14 protein-coding genes are annotated in these 16,235 nt (G+C 57.9%); 6 read left to right on the top strand and 8 right to left on the bottom strand.

Annotated elements, in window-relative coordinates:
* Positions 1-73: 73 nt before the first annotated feature.
* From aroB to pilM, 7 genes are all read right to left on the bottom strand, one after another.
* A complete protein-coding gene (gene aroB / locus ID864_RS19785) occupies positions 74-1,162 on the bottom strand; it encodes a 3-dehydroquinate synthase (protein ID WP_048917674.1) in 1,089 nt (362 codons plus the stop codon).
* 52 nt (positions 1,163-1,214) lie between these two features.
* Complete coding sequence (gene aroK, locus ID864_RS19780) at positions 1,215-1,736, bottom strand: shikimate kinase AroK (protein WP_048917675.1); 522 nt, start codon at positions 1,734-1,736, stop codon at positions 1,215-1,217.
* A 393-nt stretch (positions 1,737-2,129) separates the two neighbouring features.
* The gene (hofQ, locus tag ID864_RS19775; protein ID WP_048917676.1) at positions 2,130-3,374 is read right to left on the bottom strand and encodes a DNA uptake porin HofQ; all 1,245 of its coding nucleotides are present in this window, start codon (positions 3,372-3,374) and stop codon (positions 2,130-2,132) included.
* Complete coding sequence (locus tag ID864_RS19770) at positions 3,292-3,696, bottom strand: hypothetical protein (RefSeq protein ID WP_048917677.1); 405 nt, start codon at positions 3,694-3,696, stop codon at positions 3,292-3,294. Before ID864_RS19770 ends, hofQ begins: the two co-directional genes overlap by 83 nt.
* Entirely contained in the window at positions 3,686-4,183 is a 498-nt protein-coding gene (locus tag ID864_RS19765; protein WP_048917678.1) for a HofO family protein, read from the bottom strand. Before ID864_RS19765 ends, ID864_RS19770 begins: the two co-directional genes overlap by 11 nt.
* On the bottom strand, positions 4,176-4,724 hold the full coding sequence (locus ID864_RS19760; RefSeq protein ID WP_048917679.1) for a PilN domain-containing protein: 549 nt from the start codon (positions 4,722-4,724) through the stop codon (positions 4,176-4,178). The genes ID864_RS19765 and ID864_RS19760 overlap by 8 nt, the downstream gene beginning before the upstream one ends.
* Positions 4,724-5,551: a type IV pilus biogenesis protein PilM gene (pilM, locus tag ID864_RS19755; protein WP_048917680.1), complete on the bottom strand. Its 828-nt coding sequence runs from the start codon at positions 5,549-5,551 to the stop codon at positions 4,724-4,726. The genes ID864_RS19760 and pilM overlap by 1 nt, the downstream gene beginning before the upstream one ends.
* 117 nt (positions 5,552-5,668) lie before the next feature.
* Between pilM and mrcA the strand changes: the two genes are divergently transcribed.
* Positions 5,669-8,218 (top strand): peptidoglycan glycosyltransferase/peptidoglycan DD-transpeptidase MrcA, encoded by a 2,550-nt coding sequence (gene mrcA, locus ID864_RS19750; RefSeq protein WP_048917681.1) that lies wholly within the window; start codon positions 5,669-5,671, stop codon positions 8,216-8,218.
* Between the two features lie 33 nt (positions 8,219-8,251).
* On the opposite strand, the gene nudE is transcribed toward mrcA, so the two are convergent.
* Positions 8,252-8,818: an ADP compounds hydrolase NudE gene (gene nudE / locus ID864_RS19745; protein ID WP_099753502.1), complete on the bottom strand. Its 567-nt coding sequence runs from the start codon at positions 8,816-8,818 to the stop codon at positions 8,252-8,254.
* Between the two features lie 403 nt (positions 8,819-9,221).
* On the opposite strand from nudE, the gene ID864_RS19740 reads away from it, so the two are divergent.
* From ID864_RS19740 to kch, 5 genes are all read left to right on the top strand, one after another.
* On the top strand, positions 9,222-11,357 hold the full coding sequence (locus tag ID864_RS19740) for an intracellular growth attenuator family protein (protein ID WP_191150257.1): 2,136 nt from the start codon (positions 9,222-9,224) through the stop codon (positions 11,355-11,357).
* 144 nt (positions 11,358-11,501) lie between these two features.
* Complete coding sequence (gene hslR / locus ID864_RS19735; RefSeq protein ID WP_048917684.1) at positions 11,502-11,903, top strand: ribosome-associated heat shock protein Hsp15; 402 nt, start codon at positions 11,502-11,504, stop codon at positions 11,901-11,903.
* A gap of 25 nt (positions 11,904-11,928) precedes the next feature.
* On the top strand, positions 11,929-12,807 hold the full coding sequence (gene hslO / locus ID864_RS19730) for an Hsp33 family molecular chaperone HslO (RefSeq protein WP_048917685.1): 879 nt from the start codon (positions 11,929-11,931) through the stop codon (positions 12,805-12,807).
* 373 nt (positions 12,808-13,180) lie between these two features.
* Positions 13,181-14,800 carry a phosphoenolpyruvate carboxykinase (ATP) gene (pckA, locus tag ID864_RS19725; RefSeq protein ID WP_191150256.1) on the top strand — a complete coding sequence of 540 codons (1,620 nt, stop codon included), beginning with the start codon at positions 13,181-13,183 and terminating at the stop codon, positions 14,798-14,800.
* Positions 14,801-14,988: 188 nt separating this feature from the next.
* On the top strand, positions 14,989-16,164 hold the full coding sequence (kch, locus tag ID864_RS19720; RefSeq protein ID WP_099753503.1) for a voltage-gated potassium channel protein: 1,176 nt from the start codon (positions 14,989-14,991) through the stop codon (positions 16,162-16,164).
* Positions 16,165-16,235 lie beyond the last annotated feature (71 nt).

Here is a 16,235-nt window from a genome sequence, read left to right as displayed (position 1 = left end):
GGCGTTGCCGTCCAAACCCTGTGGACGGTGATACATCTGTCAGTGTTGCCAGTGGCTGGCTTGCACATTGTTATCAGGACTTTTGGCAATCCTGAATGGATGCCAGCACCATATCATGTGGCACACCGCTACGCACTTCGGCTTTGCCGATTGCCAGTGGCAGTACCAGGCGCAGTTTTCCAGCCAGCACCTTTTTATCGCGCATCATGTGCGGCAGATAATCTTCCGCCGCCATGCTTTCTGGTCCGTTCACCGGTAAACCGGCACGCTGCAGCAGCGCGATAATACGGTCGGTATCCTGTGAGCTGAACTGCCCAAGACGCTCGGCGTTGCGTGCTGCCATCACCATCCCGGCGGCAACCGCTTCACCGTGCAGCCAGTTACCGTAGCCCATGTGTGCTTCAATCGCATGGCCGTAAGTATGGCCAAGATTGAGCAGCGCACGCAGACCCTGTTCATGTTCATCGGCAGCCACGACTTCGGCTTTCAGTTCGCAGCAGCGGCGAATACAGTACGCCATCGCTGCGCCGTCCAGCGCCAGCAGAGCATCAAGATTCTGCTCCAGCCAGTTGAAGAACTCACCGTCAAGAATAATGCCGTATTTGATCACTTCCGCCAGGCCTGAAGAGAGTTCGCGTGCAGGCAGCGTATTGAGGCAGTCGAGATCGACCACCACCGACGCTGGCTGATAAAACGCGCCAATCATATTTTTGCCGAGCGGATGGTTGACGGCAGTTTTGCCACCAACGGAAGAGTCGACCTGCGACAGCAGCGTAGTGGGCACCTGAATAAAGCGTACGCCACGCTGGTAGCTGGCCGCGGCAAAGCCGGTTAAATCGCCGATCACACCGCCACCTAAAGCAATCAGGGTGGTATCACGGCCGTGTGGCTTTGCCAGAAGTGCAGTAAATACCTGGTCCATTACCGCCAGCGTCTTAAACTGCTCGCCGTCCGGTAAAATCACCTGGTCTACCACCACGCCCACGCTTTCGAGGCGGGAACGCAGCGCGTCAAGATAGAGAGGAGCCAGCGTCTGGTTGGTCACCAGCATGGCCTGATCGCCCGCTTTAAGCGGCCAAAAAGAAGCCGGATCTGCAAACAACCCGGCGGCGATAGTAATGGGGTAACTGCGCTCCCCAAGAGTTACGGTAATCCTCTCCATGACGCTGTATCACCTTTTTTGCTGCGCCCACGCGGGGCCATCAGAGCGTTACTCAGCTCTTTTCCAACATATTGATAATCTGATTAGCGACCACTTTCGCACTCTGATCGTCAGTGCGAATGGTGACGTCGGCAATCTCTTCATACATCGGATTGCGTTCATCAGCTAATGCTTCCAGCACTTCGCGTGGTGGAGAATCCACCTGCAGCAGCGGACGTTTTTTGTCGCGCTGGGTACGTGCCAGTTGCTTTTCGATAGTCGTTTCAAGATACACCACTACGCCACGGGCGGAGAGACGATTGCGCGTTTCGCGCGACTTGACGGAACCGCCACCAGTCGCCAGCACAATGCCCTGCTTTTCAGTGAGTTCATTGATGATTTTTTCTTCGCGATCGCGGAAGCCTTCTTCGCCTTCGACGTCAAAAACCCAGCCCACATCCGCTCCGGTACGTCGCTCAATTTCTTGATCGGAATCGAAAAATTCCATATTGAGTTGTTGAGCTAACTGACGCCCAATAGTGCTTTTGCCGGCACCCATAGGCCCAACCAGAAAGATATTGCGTTTCTCTGCCATTTTTTCGGTATTACTAAGACAATTCGTTGATGATACCCCGCCTTAAACCAGGCAGGACATGAACTGAAACCTCATGAGCGATAGTGCGAGAGTCAGACTAAAAATTATCTCAACACTGAAGGTGTTTTGGCAACCGATTAAATTTACCTTGCCCATTGCACGCAATATTTTGGCGCGTTTCAGTCCGCTTCATTTATCAGCCGGATGTGGTTGCATCGGCTACGCCGCTTGCGCACGATAAAAAACGGTTAAAAAGCATTCGCTGCTGCGGGCACCTGGCCCATAATTCAAAATCGCTAAACCTTGTAAGCTAATTCCGCCCTTGCGTCAAACGCAACTGTGACCAATTCGGGAAAAAACATGCAGGTTCTGTCGTTTGCCGCCAAAAGCGCATTAGTCACTACGCACTAATCTCGGCGTGATAAAGATCACCAGTTCGCGCCTTTTTTGCTCACGCACGTCATGGCGAAAAAGGCCACCGAGCAGCGGAATATCGCCAAGTACCGGCACTTTACTGCGCCCTGTCGCGCTCTGCTGCTGGAATATGCCGCCCAGCGCCAGCGTCTGACCATCCTTCAGGATCACCTGCGTGTCGATCTCCTGTTTATCGATGGTGAGCACCTCATTAACGCCGCTGCGCATGTTGCGCCCCGGCATATTTTGCGAAATGTGCAGTTTCAGCAAAATCCGACCATTGGCCTGCACCACCGGCGTCACTTCCATTCCCAGCATCGCTTCTTTAAATTCCATGGTGGTAGAGCCGCTGTTGCCGGTCGCCACCTCATAGGGGATCTCCGTGCCCTGCTTAATGCTGGCCGTCTGCTGATGCGAAGTAAATAAGCGCGGGCTGGCAATAATATCCGCCTGATGTTCACTCTCCAGCGCGCTCAGCTCAAGATCCAGCAGGCGACCGTCGAGCCTGGCCAGCGTGAAGCCCACGCGCCCGGCCGGATGAGGCACCCCGAGATCGACCCGCAGCTGGCTGGTGCGCAGCGCGCTCGCTACCTGCTCTTCACCGCTCAGCCCCCAGTTCACGCCCAGCTCGCGCAGGTTCTCTTCGCTGATGGTGACAATCTGCGCCGCCAGCTCAATCTGCTCCAGCGGCACATCCAGCTGGCGCACCCAGCGTTCAGCCTCTTGCAGTGCGCGATCGGTATCGCGCAGCAGCAGGCTGTTGGTGCGGCTATCCAGCGTAATGCTGCCGCGCGCCGTCATCAGCCGGGCGCGCTCATTTTGCAGGCTGGCGTTGACCGCTGCCGCATCCGCGTGCTGCAACGTCAGCGTCAGGTTGTGCAGCGGCAGATTTTGCTGTTGTTCCTCACGGCGGGCATCGGCTTTGCGCTGCTCCTCCTGCTGCCAGCTTTCGGGAAACACCAGCAGCACGTTGCCCTGCTGCTGCGTGGTCAGCCGCCCCATTTTCATCACCAGAGAGAGCGCCTGCTGCCACGGCACCCCTTTCAACCGCAGCGAGAGGTTGCCCTCCACGCCGGGAGCCACCACCAGATTCAGCTGCTGATAGTCCGCCAACGCCTGTAACACCTGGCCGATGGGCGCGTCATCGAACGCCAGTGACAGCGGCGCCTGCGCCAGTGAGAGCGGGCTGATCAGCACCAGCCAGAGGAAGAGCATCCTGTGCATTTTGTTGTCCTTTTAACGTCAGCTTTATGACGGGCGGGCAATCCTGTGAGGGGGAAAGCGAGGCGCTGAGCCAGTCGATAGCGGCAAACTGCCACGCGGTCGCTGGCAGCGCGTCGCCGATTTGGCCGTGCAGCGTGCTGCCCAGCGGTGAACGCAGCCAGGCGTGGTAGTGGCCCGGTCGGCCAACGATGCCGAGCAGACGCCAGCCCGCGAGCGCATCACCGGTCGCTGGCTGGCAGCGGCTCTCCTGCAAAAAGAAAGGGTCGCGCGCGTGGCTGCCGCTCGCCAGCAGTAACAGCAGCAGCGCTAGCTTAGGAAGCATCGTTTAGCTCCAGCACCAGATGCAGCTGCGCCCCCGCCCGCTTCAGGCGAAAGCGGGGTATTTCTACGCTCGGTTGCAGGGTGGTGAGATAGTCCAGCAGAGCGCCAAACTGCGCCCAGCTTAGCGTCAGGGCCAGCTCTCCGCCGTGCGGCGTGGGGTGCCAGTGCTCAAGCGCCGCCCCGCTGTGCGCCAGCAGCCTGGGGAGTGAAAAGAGATGCGCCTTAGCGGGTTCGCTCTGCTGCTGGAGTTGGGCAATCTGCTGCTGCACTGTGCGCAACGCGGGTTGCAAACGCAGCGCGGAGATCTGACTGGAGTAACGCCGCGCCTGCAGACGCTGCTGCTGCTCCAGCGTCTGCAGCTGCCGCTGCGCCGGATGCAGCCAGCACAGCCACAGCAGGCCTGCCAGCAGCAGTGCCGCGAGCGTAAAGCTCACCACCCGCAGCCAGGGCTCAGCCTGCAGCCAGCCGGTCAGCCAGCGGTTAGTCATCCGCGCGTTCCTTAGCGCCAGGAAGCTGCGCCTGCAGGGTGAATTCCAGTGCACGATCGCGGCTACGCTTTATCTGCCCCAGCGTCACCTGGCGAAAGATCGGCATATTCTCCAGCTGCTGGCGCAGCTGATGCAGGCTTTCGATGCGGCGACCGAAGCCGTTAATCTCAAGGCTATGCTCGCCTTTCACCATCTGCTGCAGCCAGAGATCGGCAGGGAATGCCGCGCCGAGCGCATTGGCAAACTGCTGCCAGCGCGCCAGCCGCTGCAGACGCTGCTGCCGCTCAGCCTGCCGACTTTGTAGCAGGGCAAGCTGCTGCTGTGCCGCCACGCTGCGGGCCTTCAGCTGCGTTGCCAGATTAAGCCCGGTTCGCCATATCGCCAGCCCCTCCATCTGCTGCTGGTTGAGGCGGCGCTGCGCCACTCCGCCCAGCAGTAACCCCACCAGCATCAGCACGGCCCCCAGGGCAAGCAGGCCCCACAACCGCTTGCGCTGCCGCAGCGCCGCCTGTCGCCAGGGCAACAGATTTACCCATACCATCAGCAATCCTCCGGGCGCAGCGCCAGCCCGGTCGCCAGAGCAAACGCGCCTTCACACGCCGGCATCGGGGGCTGATAGCTCTGCAGCACGCTTAAAGGGGTAAGTAGCTGAGTGCCGGGCGGGCAGCTCTCCGCCAGCGCCGAGCTGTACCACAGCGTGCTGCTCTCCTGCAGATAACGCTGCTGCAGGGTGGCGAAGTCCGGGGCATCGTCCAGCGGGCACCAGCCCCAGGGCTGCTCGCGATGCTGCGGTGCGAACCACAGCCAGTGGTCGCTGAGGCGATGTACCAGCGCGGCGGCAGGATCGAGCCGTAAATTGTCCGCCAAGGCGAACAGGGCGGCCGGGGTCAGCTCCAGCACCTGCGGAGTCAGGCCCGCCAGCTGCAGGCAGTTTTGCCAGCTGTGCAGCGCCTCCTGGCGCGCTGCCGTCAGGTAGACAGGCGCATCGGTTCCCCACCCGCGGCGGTAATCGAGCGCCAGCGCCTCCGGTGCAATTGGGAAAAATCGCCTCGCCGCCGCCGTGATGTAGCTGCTACGCTCTGGCTCGCGTAATTGCGTGGTGGGAAGAGCCAGCTGGCGCTGCATCACCAGCTGTGGCGGGAAACCGACGCGCAGTGAGATACGGGAAGGGAGTTGCCTGCGCCAGCGCTGCAGCAGTGCGACCAGAATGTCCTGCCGTTGCACCAGGCCATGACTTAACGTATCTTGCGGCAACGTATGCTGCCACCAGTGGCGCAGCTGCCAGCCGTTTCGACGGCGCTGGATGCCGAGGGCGCACAACTGCCCGTTTTGAATATCCAACCCAACTTGCCATGTCTGAAAAGCCATTGACGCGATCTCCTTATCGTCAGTTACAAAAGGACGTATCCAAGGTACTGGCTTGCCTTTATACTACCGCGCGATTGTTTATAAACTGCCCAATCGACTTTAAATGGGAAATATCAGGTGAAGTTCGTAAAGTATTTATTGATCCTTGCAGTGTGTTGCATTTTGCTGGGAGCAGGCTCGATCTATGGTTTATACAAATATATAGAGCCGCAGCTGCCCGATGTCGCCACGCTGAAAGATGTGCGTCTGCAGACGCCTATGCAGGTTTACAGTGCCGATAACGAGCTTATCGCGCAGTACGGTGAGAAACGCCGTATTCCCCTGACCCTGCAGGAAATCCCGCCGCAGATGGTGAAAGCCTTCATCGCGACCGAAGATAGCCGCTTCTACGAGCATCACGGCGTCGATCCGATCGGCATCTTCCGTGCCGCCAGTATTGCACTGGTTTCCGGCCATGCTTCGCAGGGTGCCAGTACCATCACTCAGCAGCTGGCGCGTAACTTCTTCCTCAGCCCCGAACGCACGCTGATGCGTAAGATCAAGGAGGCTTTCCTCGCCATCCGCATTGAGCAGATGATGAGTAAAGACGAGATCCTTGAGCTGTATCTGAACAAAATCTACCTCGGCTATCGCGCTTACGGCGTGGGGGCTGCAGCACAGGTTTACTTTGGTAAGAATGTTGATCAGCTGTCGTTGAGTGAAATGGCGATGATCGCCGGCCTGCCTAAAGCGCCGTCGACCTTTAACCCACTTTACTCGCACGATCGTGCCGTACAGCGCCGCAACACCGTGCTGGCGCGCATGCTTGACCAGCATTACATCAGCCAGGCGCAGTACACAGAAGCGCGCAACACGCCGCTGGTGGCGAACTATCACGCGCCGGAAATCGCTTTCTCCGCACCGTACCTGACCGAAATGGTGCGCCAGGAGATGATTAAACGTTATGGCGAAAACGCCTATAACGACGGCTACAAGGTTTACACCACCGTGACCCGCAAGCTGCAACTGGCGGCGCAGGACTCGGTGCAGGACAACGTCATTGCCTATGATATGCGCCACGGCTATCGCGGCCCGTCCAGCGAACTGTGGAAAGCCGGCCAGCCAGCGTGGGATCACGCTCAAATCCTGAAAACGCTGAAAGCGCTGCCGGTTTACGGCCCGCTGTTCCCGGCGGTAGTGACCGCCAGCAGCAGTGATGAAGCTACCGTGGCGATGCGTGACGGCAGCAACATCGCGCTCAATCTGGCTGCGGTGCGCTGGGCGCGTCCATACAAGTCCGACACCTTACAGGGCGCCACTCCGCGCTCGGTTAGCCAGGTATTGCAGCCGGGCCAGCAGATCTGGGTACGCAAGGTCGACAACGACTGGCAGCTGGCTCAGGTGCCGGACGTCAACTCTTCGCTGGTATCGCTCGACCCACATGACGGCGCAGTACGCGCACTGGTTGGCGGTTTCGACTTCAACCTGAGCAAGTTCAACCGCGCAACCCAGGCGCTGCGCCAGGTCGGTTCAAATATCAAACCGTTCCTCTACACCGCCGCCATGGATCGTGGCCTGACGCTGGCGTCGATCCTCAACGATGTGCCGATTTCCCGCTGGGATGCCGGTGCCGGTGCCGACTGGCGCCCAAAAAACTCGCCTAACAGCTACGCCGGCCCGATTCGCCTGCGTCAGGGGCTGGGTGAGTCGAAGAACGTGGTGATGGTGCGCGCCATGCGCGCCATGGGCGTCGACTACGCCGCGGAGTATTTACAGCGCTTTGGCTTCCCGGCTCAGAACATCGTGCACACCGAATCGCTGGCGCTCGGCTCGGCGGCCTTTACGCCGCTGCAGATGGTGCGCGGGTACTCGGTGATGGCTAACGGCGGCTTCCTGGTAGACCCGTACTTTATTACCCGCATCGAGGATGAAGAGGGGAATAAAGTCTTTGAAGCGAAGCCAAAAGTGGCCTGCCCGGAGTGCAATTTGCCGGTGATCTACGGCGAAACCAAAAAAGCGGTGGCGCTGAGTGAAGACAGCGTGGAAAACGTCGCAGTTTCGCAGGAAGGCACTAACCCTGTCGTGCCGAAACCGGAGCTGGAGCAGGTTCCTCAGCATAAGCAGGACGAACAGCCGGAGTATGCGCCGCACGTGATTAACACGCCGCTGTCGTTCCTGATCAAGAGCGCGATGAACTCCAACATCTTCGGCGAACCGGGCTGGATGGGTACCGGCTGGCGCGCCGGGCGTGACCTTAAGCGTAATGATATCGGCGGTAAAACCGGTACCACTAACAGCTCGAAGGATGCCTGGTTCTCCGGATACGGTCCTGGGGTGGTGACATCCGTGTGGATCGGCTTTGACGACCACCGCCGCGATCTGGGGCGCACCACGGCTTCCGGAGCGATTAAAGATCAGATCTCCGGCTATGAAGGCGGCGCCAAGAGCGCACAGCCAGCCTGGGATGATTACATGAAAGCGGCGCTGGACGGCGTTCCGCTGCAGCCGCTGACGCCGCCGGAAGGGGTGGTGACGGTGAAGATTGATCGCAGCACCGGCAAGCTGGCGAACGGCGGCGGCAATACCCGCGACGAATACTTTATCAACGGCACCCAGCCGACGGAGTATTCAGTGCATGACGTCGGCACCACGCTGATGGATAACGGCGAAAGCCACGAGCTGTTCTGATACAAAAATGCCGGGCAATCGCCCGGCATTTTTTTAATACGTTACCCTGCCCTGCTTCACCAGCCACTCGCGCACCAGGAACAGCGCGCTGACGTTGCGCGCCTCGCGGAAATCCGGCTCCTCCAGCAGCGCCAGCAAATTGTTCAGCGGCCAGCGCATCTGCGGCAGCGGTTCAGGCTCGTCACCCTCCAGCTTTTCCGGATAAAGCCCTTCCGCCACCACGATATTCATCTGACTGGAGAAATAAGACGGCGCCATAGTCAGTTTACCCAGCTGCTCCAGCTGATGCGCGCCAAAGCCCGCCTCCTCTTTCAGCTCGCGGTTAGCGGCGTCAAACGGTGTTTCACCCGGGTCGATCAACCCTTTCGGGAAGCCCAGTTCGTAGCTCTCCAGCCCGACCGCGTACTCCTGGATCAGGATCAGATGATCATCAATGATCGGCACGATGAGCACCGCTTCCCGGCCTGAAGATCGCATGCGCTCATAGACCCGGCGCTGGCCGTTGCTGAACTCAAGGTCGACCGATTCCACCGTGAACAGTTTCGATCGCGCTGCGACCTCAACATTAAGGATGGCAGGTTTTTGTAATTGTCTGGTCATAAGGGCCCCAGCGAAAAGCCAAAAAGTGAGCGTCATCCACCCGGCGAATTCAGGTGCTGACCGTGTTATTGTCCATTGTGCGGTAGCCGCCGCAGGAAACCAATCATCGCATGAATCATTTTACTTATTTATAACAAATCATTGTAAACATGAGAAAAATCTTTTAAAGAATGTCAATTATCAGACTAATAAATAGGAATATGCCGATACTTAAGTGGCCAAATGCCTGGTAACATCTACATCGGCCATGGTATACAATTATTCTAATTTTATGATTTTTAGCGCTATTTTTAATCACACAGCTGACAGCCAGCACTGTTTAAACTCGCCACAATTGGGTTAGATATGACACAGTCTTACGCGAGAACGTCGACAGGAGCATTGTGGCAGGAATGAGGGAAGCATGAGCACAATAGTCATCATATTGGCTGTAATGCTGGCCTGCTCGGTAACGGCAGGTTGTTTCTTTTGGTACGCTATGCGGCATCGCCCGCCGTTGGCGAAACCACTGCCATTTATCAGTCCCCCCTATCGCAAGCTGAGCAACGAAGAGCGCGCGGCGGTTGAACGCTACGTGGCGCAGTTGGGCAGCCAAAATCAGACTCTGCCCAGCGGAGCCAGCAGTTCGCCCGATCAGCTGGTGCTCACCTCGCAAAGCAACAATGTCTACCCCGTCACCCGCTCGATTACCCGCTACGGCCTCTCTACCGATGAACCCCACAAATGGCGCTACTACCTTGATGCCGTCGAAGTGCATTTGCCGCCGCTGTGGGAACAACATATCGCGGAAGAGAACTACGTTGAGCTGATCAAAACGCAAACCATTCCGCTGGTGATCTCACTTAATGGTCACTCGCTGACGCAGTACAGCTGGGAAGCGCCCGCGCTGACGCCAATGGTGCGCGCCACCGGGCAGAATGCCTCTATCCGTAAGGAAGAGGGCGAAAATATTGAGCTGCTGAGCGTGCGCAAAGAGAGTGCAGAAGAGTACGCGCTGAGCCGACCTGACGGCACGCGTGAAGCGATCGCTATCTGTATCGCGCTGCTGCTGTTCTTTATCAGCCTGGTCGGGCCGATAGTGTTGATGCCCTGGCTGATCCTGGCGGGCGTTGCCATCATCGCGGTCAGTGCCTGGTTTATCTATCGCCGCCCTGGCGAAAATGATCTGCGCGAAATTCACTGCCTGCGCGGCGCGCCGAAGCGCTGGGGACTGTTTGGCGAATCTAATCAGGGGCAGGCCAGCAATATCTCGCTCGGCATTATCGACTTAATCTACCCGCCGCACTGGCAACCCTATGTCGCCCAGGATCTTGGCCAGACCACCGAAATTGATATCTACCTCAACCGTCAGGTGGTGCGCCAGGGGCGCTTCCTCTCGCTACAGGATGAGGTGCGCAACTTCCCTGTCCAGCGCTGGCGTAAAAATGTCGTGCTGGCGGTGGGTTCGCTGATCCTGCTGGCGCTGCTGATAAGCTGGATCCCGCTCAGCATGCCGCTGAAACTTAGCCTGGCGTGGATCAAAGGCACGGAAAGTTTGCAGGTTACCCAGGTCAGCGAGTTGGAAAAAGCCCCGCTGCACGTCGGTGACAGCCTGAAGGTAAACGGCAGCGGAATGTGTTCGATCCCGGCGACCTACCAGGGCAACCGCAGCTATGCGTTTATGCCGTTCGACTGTTCGGCCATGTACTGGAACAATGCGGAACCGCTGCCGCTGCCGCAGTCCGATATTATCGATAAGGCAACGGCGCTGCTGGACACCACCAGCATGCAGCTGCACCCGCAGTCCAGTACCGACCCGAAACTTAACCCGCAGCTGGCGACTGCCATTCAGAAGTCGGGCATGATCCTGCTGGATGACTTCTCCGATATCGTGCAGAAAACCCAGGATCTGTGCAGCCAGGAGCAGGACTGTGTGCGCCTGAAAAATGCGCTGGTCAACCTGGGGAACGCGAAAGACTGGCAAACGCTGGTGCACCGCGCTAACTCCGGCGCGCTGAACGGCATGAACGTGCTGCTGCGCCCGGTCAGTGCAGAAGCGCTGGAAAATCTGGTCAATACCGCCACCTCTTCCTTCTTCTACCGCGAAACGCGCCGTGCGGCAGAAGCGCTGAACAGCCCTCCCCCGGGTGGCTTCCTGATCCTCAGCGATGAGGGCCGTCAGTTCGTCAATCAGCCAGCACCGGCGGTCTCACTGTTTGATTACAACGCGCCGGACCAGTGGCCGGAACTGCAGCGGCTCTCCGGCATGCTGCTGCACACTCCGTTTAGCGCCAGCGGCATTATTACCAGCATCACCACCGATGCCAACGGCACGCGCCACATCGCTCTGCACAGTGAACCGGATAGCCTCACCCTGTGGCGCTATCTTGCCAGCAGTCTGTTACTGCTGGTGCTGGCGCTGAGCCTGGTGATTAACAGCCTGCTGGCGCTGCGCCGCATGCATCGCCACCGCGTACGCCTGATGGAAATTCATCAGTATTATGAGAAGTGCTTTAACCACTCGCTAAGCGACATCCAGACCGTGCGGCCGATGTTCTAAGCATCGCCGCATCTGTGCTATTTTTAAGGCTGAGACTCTCCGCTTTACCTGCCTGAACACGTTGCGCGTGAGTATCCGCCGCAGCGCGCCTTGATTTATGGCGTTAGCCCCATATATAAGGTGAATCCAAAAAGGAACCCAGCGATGAAAGAGAAACCCACAGAAGGGGTGCGGCTTGATAAATGGCTCTGGGCCGCCCGCTTTTATAAAACCCGTGCTGCGGCACGCGAGATGATTGAAGGCGGCAAGGTGCATTACAACGGCCAGCGCAGCAAACCCAGCAAGCTGGTTGAAGTCGATGCTGAGCTGGTGCTGCGCCAGGGTAATGACCAGCGCACCGTGGTGATCGAAGGCGTCAGTGATAAGCGCGGTCCGGCAGCGATTGCCCAGCAGCTGTATCGCGAGACGGCAGAAAGTATTGAAAAACGGGAAAAGGTCGCGCAGGCACGCAAGATGAATGCGCTCAGTATGCCGCACCCGGACCGACGCCCGGATAAAAAGGAGCGTCGCGACCTGATGAAATTTAAAAATTCTGGCGACGAATAACGCGCCATTAAAGAGAGAAAAACTTATGTCCCAGCAAGACCAGATGCACCGCTTCCTGTTTGAAAATCACGCCGTGCGTGGCGAACTGGTAGGTATTTCCCAGACCTGGCGCGAGATTATCGACGGCCACGACTACCCACAGCCGGTGCAGCAGGTGCTTGGCGAACTGCTGGTAGCGACCAGCCTGTTGACCGCCACCCTGAAGTTTGACGGCGACATCACGGTCCAGCTGCAGGGTGATGGCGCACTGAATATGGCGGTTATTAACGGTAATAATCAGCAGGAGATGCGCGGCGTGGCGCGTATGCAGGGCGAGATTGCTGACGGCAGCAGCCTGAAAGAGATGGTTGGTAACGGCTACCTGGTGATCACCATCTCGCCAAAAGAGGGTGAGCGCTATCAGGGCGTGGTTGGGCTGGAAGGCGAAACGCTGGCAGAGTGTCTTGAGGACTACTTCATGCGCTCTGAGCAGCTGCCAACCCGTCTGTTTATCCGCACCGGCGAAAGTGAAGGCAAAGCGGGCGCAGGCGGCATTCTGCTGCAGGTGCTGCCCGCGCAGGATGCCAGCCTGGATGAGTTCAACCATCTGGCGACGCTGACGGAAACCATCAAGACCGAAGAGCTGCTGGACCTGCCGGCGAACGAGGTGCTGTGGCGCCTGTTCCACGAGGAAGAAGTCACGCTGTTCGAGCCGCAAAACGTCTGCTTTAAATGCACCTGCTCGCGCGAGCGCTGTGGTGATGTGCTGAGCACGCTGCCGCCGGAAGAAGTGGATCAGATCCTGCAGGAAGACGGTGAGATCGACATGCACTGTGACTACTGCGGCAACCACTACGTCTTTGACAGCGTAGACATCGCGGCCATCCGTAATGATTCAGCTGCCGGTGACCAACAGGTTCACTAATCCCTTCGGGCCAGGTCTTCCTGGCCCTGCACTCTCCTGCTGTGCATAACAAACTTCTCGTAGCAAAAAAATGCGATACTTTCTATCGCCAATATGCCGAGTTTTCAACCATTTCATGCGCAATTCCACGATATTTATCACTGGCTTATCGCACTTACTTTAGTTAATAAATGAAACAAATCACGCCGCTTTACAGCGAATCGCGTGTCGCCTCTCATTTCTTCCTTTTGCCTCTTTCTCTGTCGTCTGACAGGTGTAAACTGCGCGCGATCGTCACGGTGCCAGCCGCCCGAATGTGCCAGGCATTACGGCAAAATCGTCGAAACACCCCTACATCTGCAGCAGTACAAAAAACCGACAAAGGAGCAGTAACATGCGCGCTAACGACCTGACCAAGCAGGACCTCGTTGCTTATGGCATCACTGATACGGTTGAGGTAGTTCATAACCCCGATTATGACACGCTGTTTAAGGAAGAAACCCAGCCCGGTTTACAGGGTTTTGAACGCGGAATAGTGACCCAATCAGGCGCGGTTGCCGTCGATACCGGTATTTTTACCGGCCGCTCGCCAAAAGATAAATATATCGTGCGCGATGACGTCACGCGCGACACGCTGTGGTGGAATGACCAGGGTAAAGGCAAGAATGACAATCAGCCGCTGTCGCAGGAGAACTGGCAGTCGCTGAAAAACCTCGTCACCGCCCAGCTCTCTGGTAAGCGCTTATTTGTGGTCGATACCTGGTGCGGCGCCAACCCGGACAGCCGCCTGAGCGTGCGCTTTATTACCGAAGTCGCCTGGCAGGCCCACTTCGTCAAAAACATGTTTATCCGCCCGGATGCGCAGGGTCTGGCTGACTTTAAGCCTGACTTTGTGGTGATGAACGGGGCGAAATGCACTAACCCGGACTGGCAGGCTCAGGGGCTGCATTCAGAGAACTTTGTGGCGTTTAACCTGACGGAGAAAATCCAGCTTATTGGCGGTACCTGGTACGGCGGCGAGATGAAAAAGGGGCTGTTCGCCATCATGAACTACCTGCTGCCGCTTAAGGGCATTGCCGCGATGCACTGTTCGGCCAACGTCGGTGAAAAAGGCGATGTGGCGGTGTTCTTTGGCCTGTCCGGCACTGGCAAAACCACCCTGTCGACCGACCCGCAGCGCCAGCTGATTGGTGATGACGAGCATGGCTGGGACGACGACGGCGTGTTTAACTTTGAAGGCGGCTGCTACGCCAAAACCATCAAACTGTCCGAGCAGGCTGAACCCGAGATCTATCACGCTATCCGCCGCGACGCGCTGCTGGAAAATGTGGTGGTGCGCGCCGATGGAACGGTGGATTACGACGACGGCAGCAAAACCGAAAACACCCGCGTTTCCTACCCGATCTACCACATCGACAACATTGTTAAACCGGTATCAAAAGCAGGCCATGCGAAGAAAGTGATCTTCCTGACCGCCGATGCCTTTGGCGTGCTGCCGCCGGTGTCGCGCCTGACGCCAGAACAGACGCAGTATCACTTCCTGTCCGGCTTTACCGCCAAACTGGCGGGCACCGAGCGCGGCGTGACCGAGCCCACCCCCACCTTCTCCGCCTGCTTTGGCGCCGCGTTCCTGACGCTGCACCCTACCCGCTACGCTGAAGTGCTGGTGAAGCGCATGCAGGCCGCGGGAGCGGAAGCCTGGCTGGTGAATACCGGCTGGAACGGCAGCGGCAAGCGCATCTCGCTGAAGGATACCCGCGCCATCATCAACGCGATCCTCAGCGGTGAAATCGCCCATTCGGAGACGGCAACGTTGCCGATTTTCAACCTTGAGATACCGCTGGCGCTACCGGGCGTCGACAGCCACCTGCTCGATCCGCGCAACACCTACGCCAGCGCCGCCGACTGGGAAGTGAAAGCCCGCGACCTGGCGCAACGCTTTATCAGCAACTTCGATAAGTTCACCGACACGCATGCCGGTGAGGCGCTGGTGAAGGCCGGACCTGCTCTCTGAAAATAATCACGGGGCGACCAAAAAACAGGTCTGCCCCTACAACTGCAAGAATGCCGTAGGGGTCGACCCTTTTTTCCGGTCGACCCATTTTGACTTAAGCCCAGCAGCCTCCTACCGCACATTACTCATTATCCGACCTGACAAACTGCTAAAATAGGATCCCGACCTGGCTCTGGAAACACAGTGACGTGAAACGCCTGCTGCACCACACGCTTTATCTGTTTAACCCCGTTCACCTGCTGGCCTGCCTGGTGACGATAAATGGCTATCTTTTTCTGCACCCTTCCCTGCACCATGCATGGCACTCCGTGCCCGGTGTGATTGACGGTTTTACCACCTGGAAAAATGCCCTGCTGGTGTTTGGCCTGCTGGAGATCCCGCGCTTTATGCTCGGCCTGAGCCTGATGATTATCGGCTGTGGTTTACTGCTGCGCGCGCGCATCGCCTGGGCTTTCTCACTGCTGCTGCTGCTGGCGATGATGCTGTTTGAACTTAACAACCCGCATACGCGGCACCTGCTGCTGTACGCCACGCTCGGCAACACCCTGCTGCTGCTGTGGTTCTGGCGGCGCTTTCATCATGCCAGCCTGGCCGCAGGCAGCCTGTTTGCCCTGCTCAGCATCACCTCGCTGCTGCTGTATGGCGTACTAGGCTCGCTGTACCTCGGCGAAGAGTTCCGGCCACACATCAGCGATCTCACCATGGCGTTCTACTATTCAATCGTCAGTATGTCGACGGCAGGCTTTGGCGATATCGTGCCGCTCACCCCCCATGCGCGCCTGTTTACCGTCTCCATTATTCTGCTGGGCATCACCGTGTTTGCCACGTCGGTCAGCGTAATTATCGGCCCGGTGCTGGGCGGCAATATGAAAAGAATTATCAAAGGGAGGTTTACCCGCGTGATGCGTAAAAATCATTTTATTATCGCCGGTGCCACGCCGCTGGCGCACAGCGTCTATCTCGGCCTGAAGCAGCGCGGGGAAGCGTTAACGGTGATTGTACCGGAAGGGCTGGCGCACCAGTATCCGCCGGAAACTGACCTGGTCATCGGCGATCCTTCCAGCTCGGAAGTGTTAACGGAGGCGGGATCGGCGCACGCGAAGTTTATCCTCGCTCTGCGCAACGATGATTCGGAGAATGCGTTTATTGTGCTGGCGGCAAAAGAGGCGGGCGGTAGCGCAACGCGCACCATCTGCCTGGTGAACGACAGTCAGCATCTGCAGAAGATTAAGCGCGTGCAGCCCGATATTGTGATCTCCTTGCAGCTGCTGGGCAGTGAGTTCCTGGTGCGGACGTTAAGCGGGGAGACGATCGACAATGCGAAGATTGCCGAGCTGTTTTTTGGTCACGTTAACGAACAATAGCGGGTCGTTCGGAGTAAAGGATCGCCCCCTACACCCGCCATGATGCAGGGGTCGACCTTCCTTTCCGGTCG

The sequence above is a fragment of the Erwinia aphidicola genome (assembly GCF_014773485.1).
GTDB classification, from domain to species: Bacteria; Pseudomonadota; Gammaproteobacteria; order Enterobacterales; family Enterobacteriaceae; genus Erwinia; species Erwinia aphidicola.
Note: the sequence above shows the minus strand (reverse complement) of the source record. Positions and strands in the feature narration are given on the sequence as shown.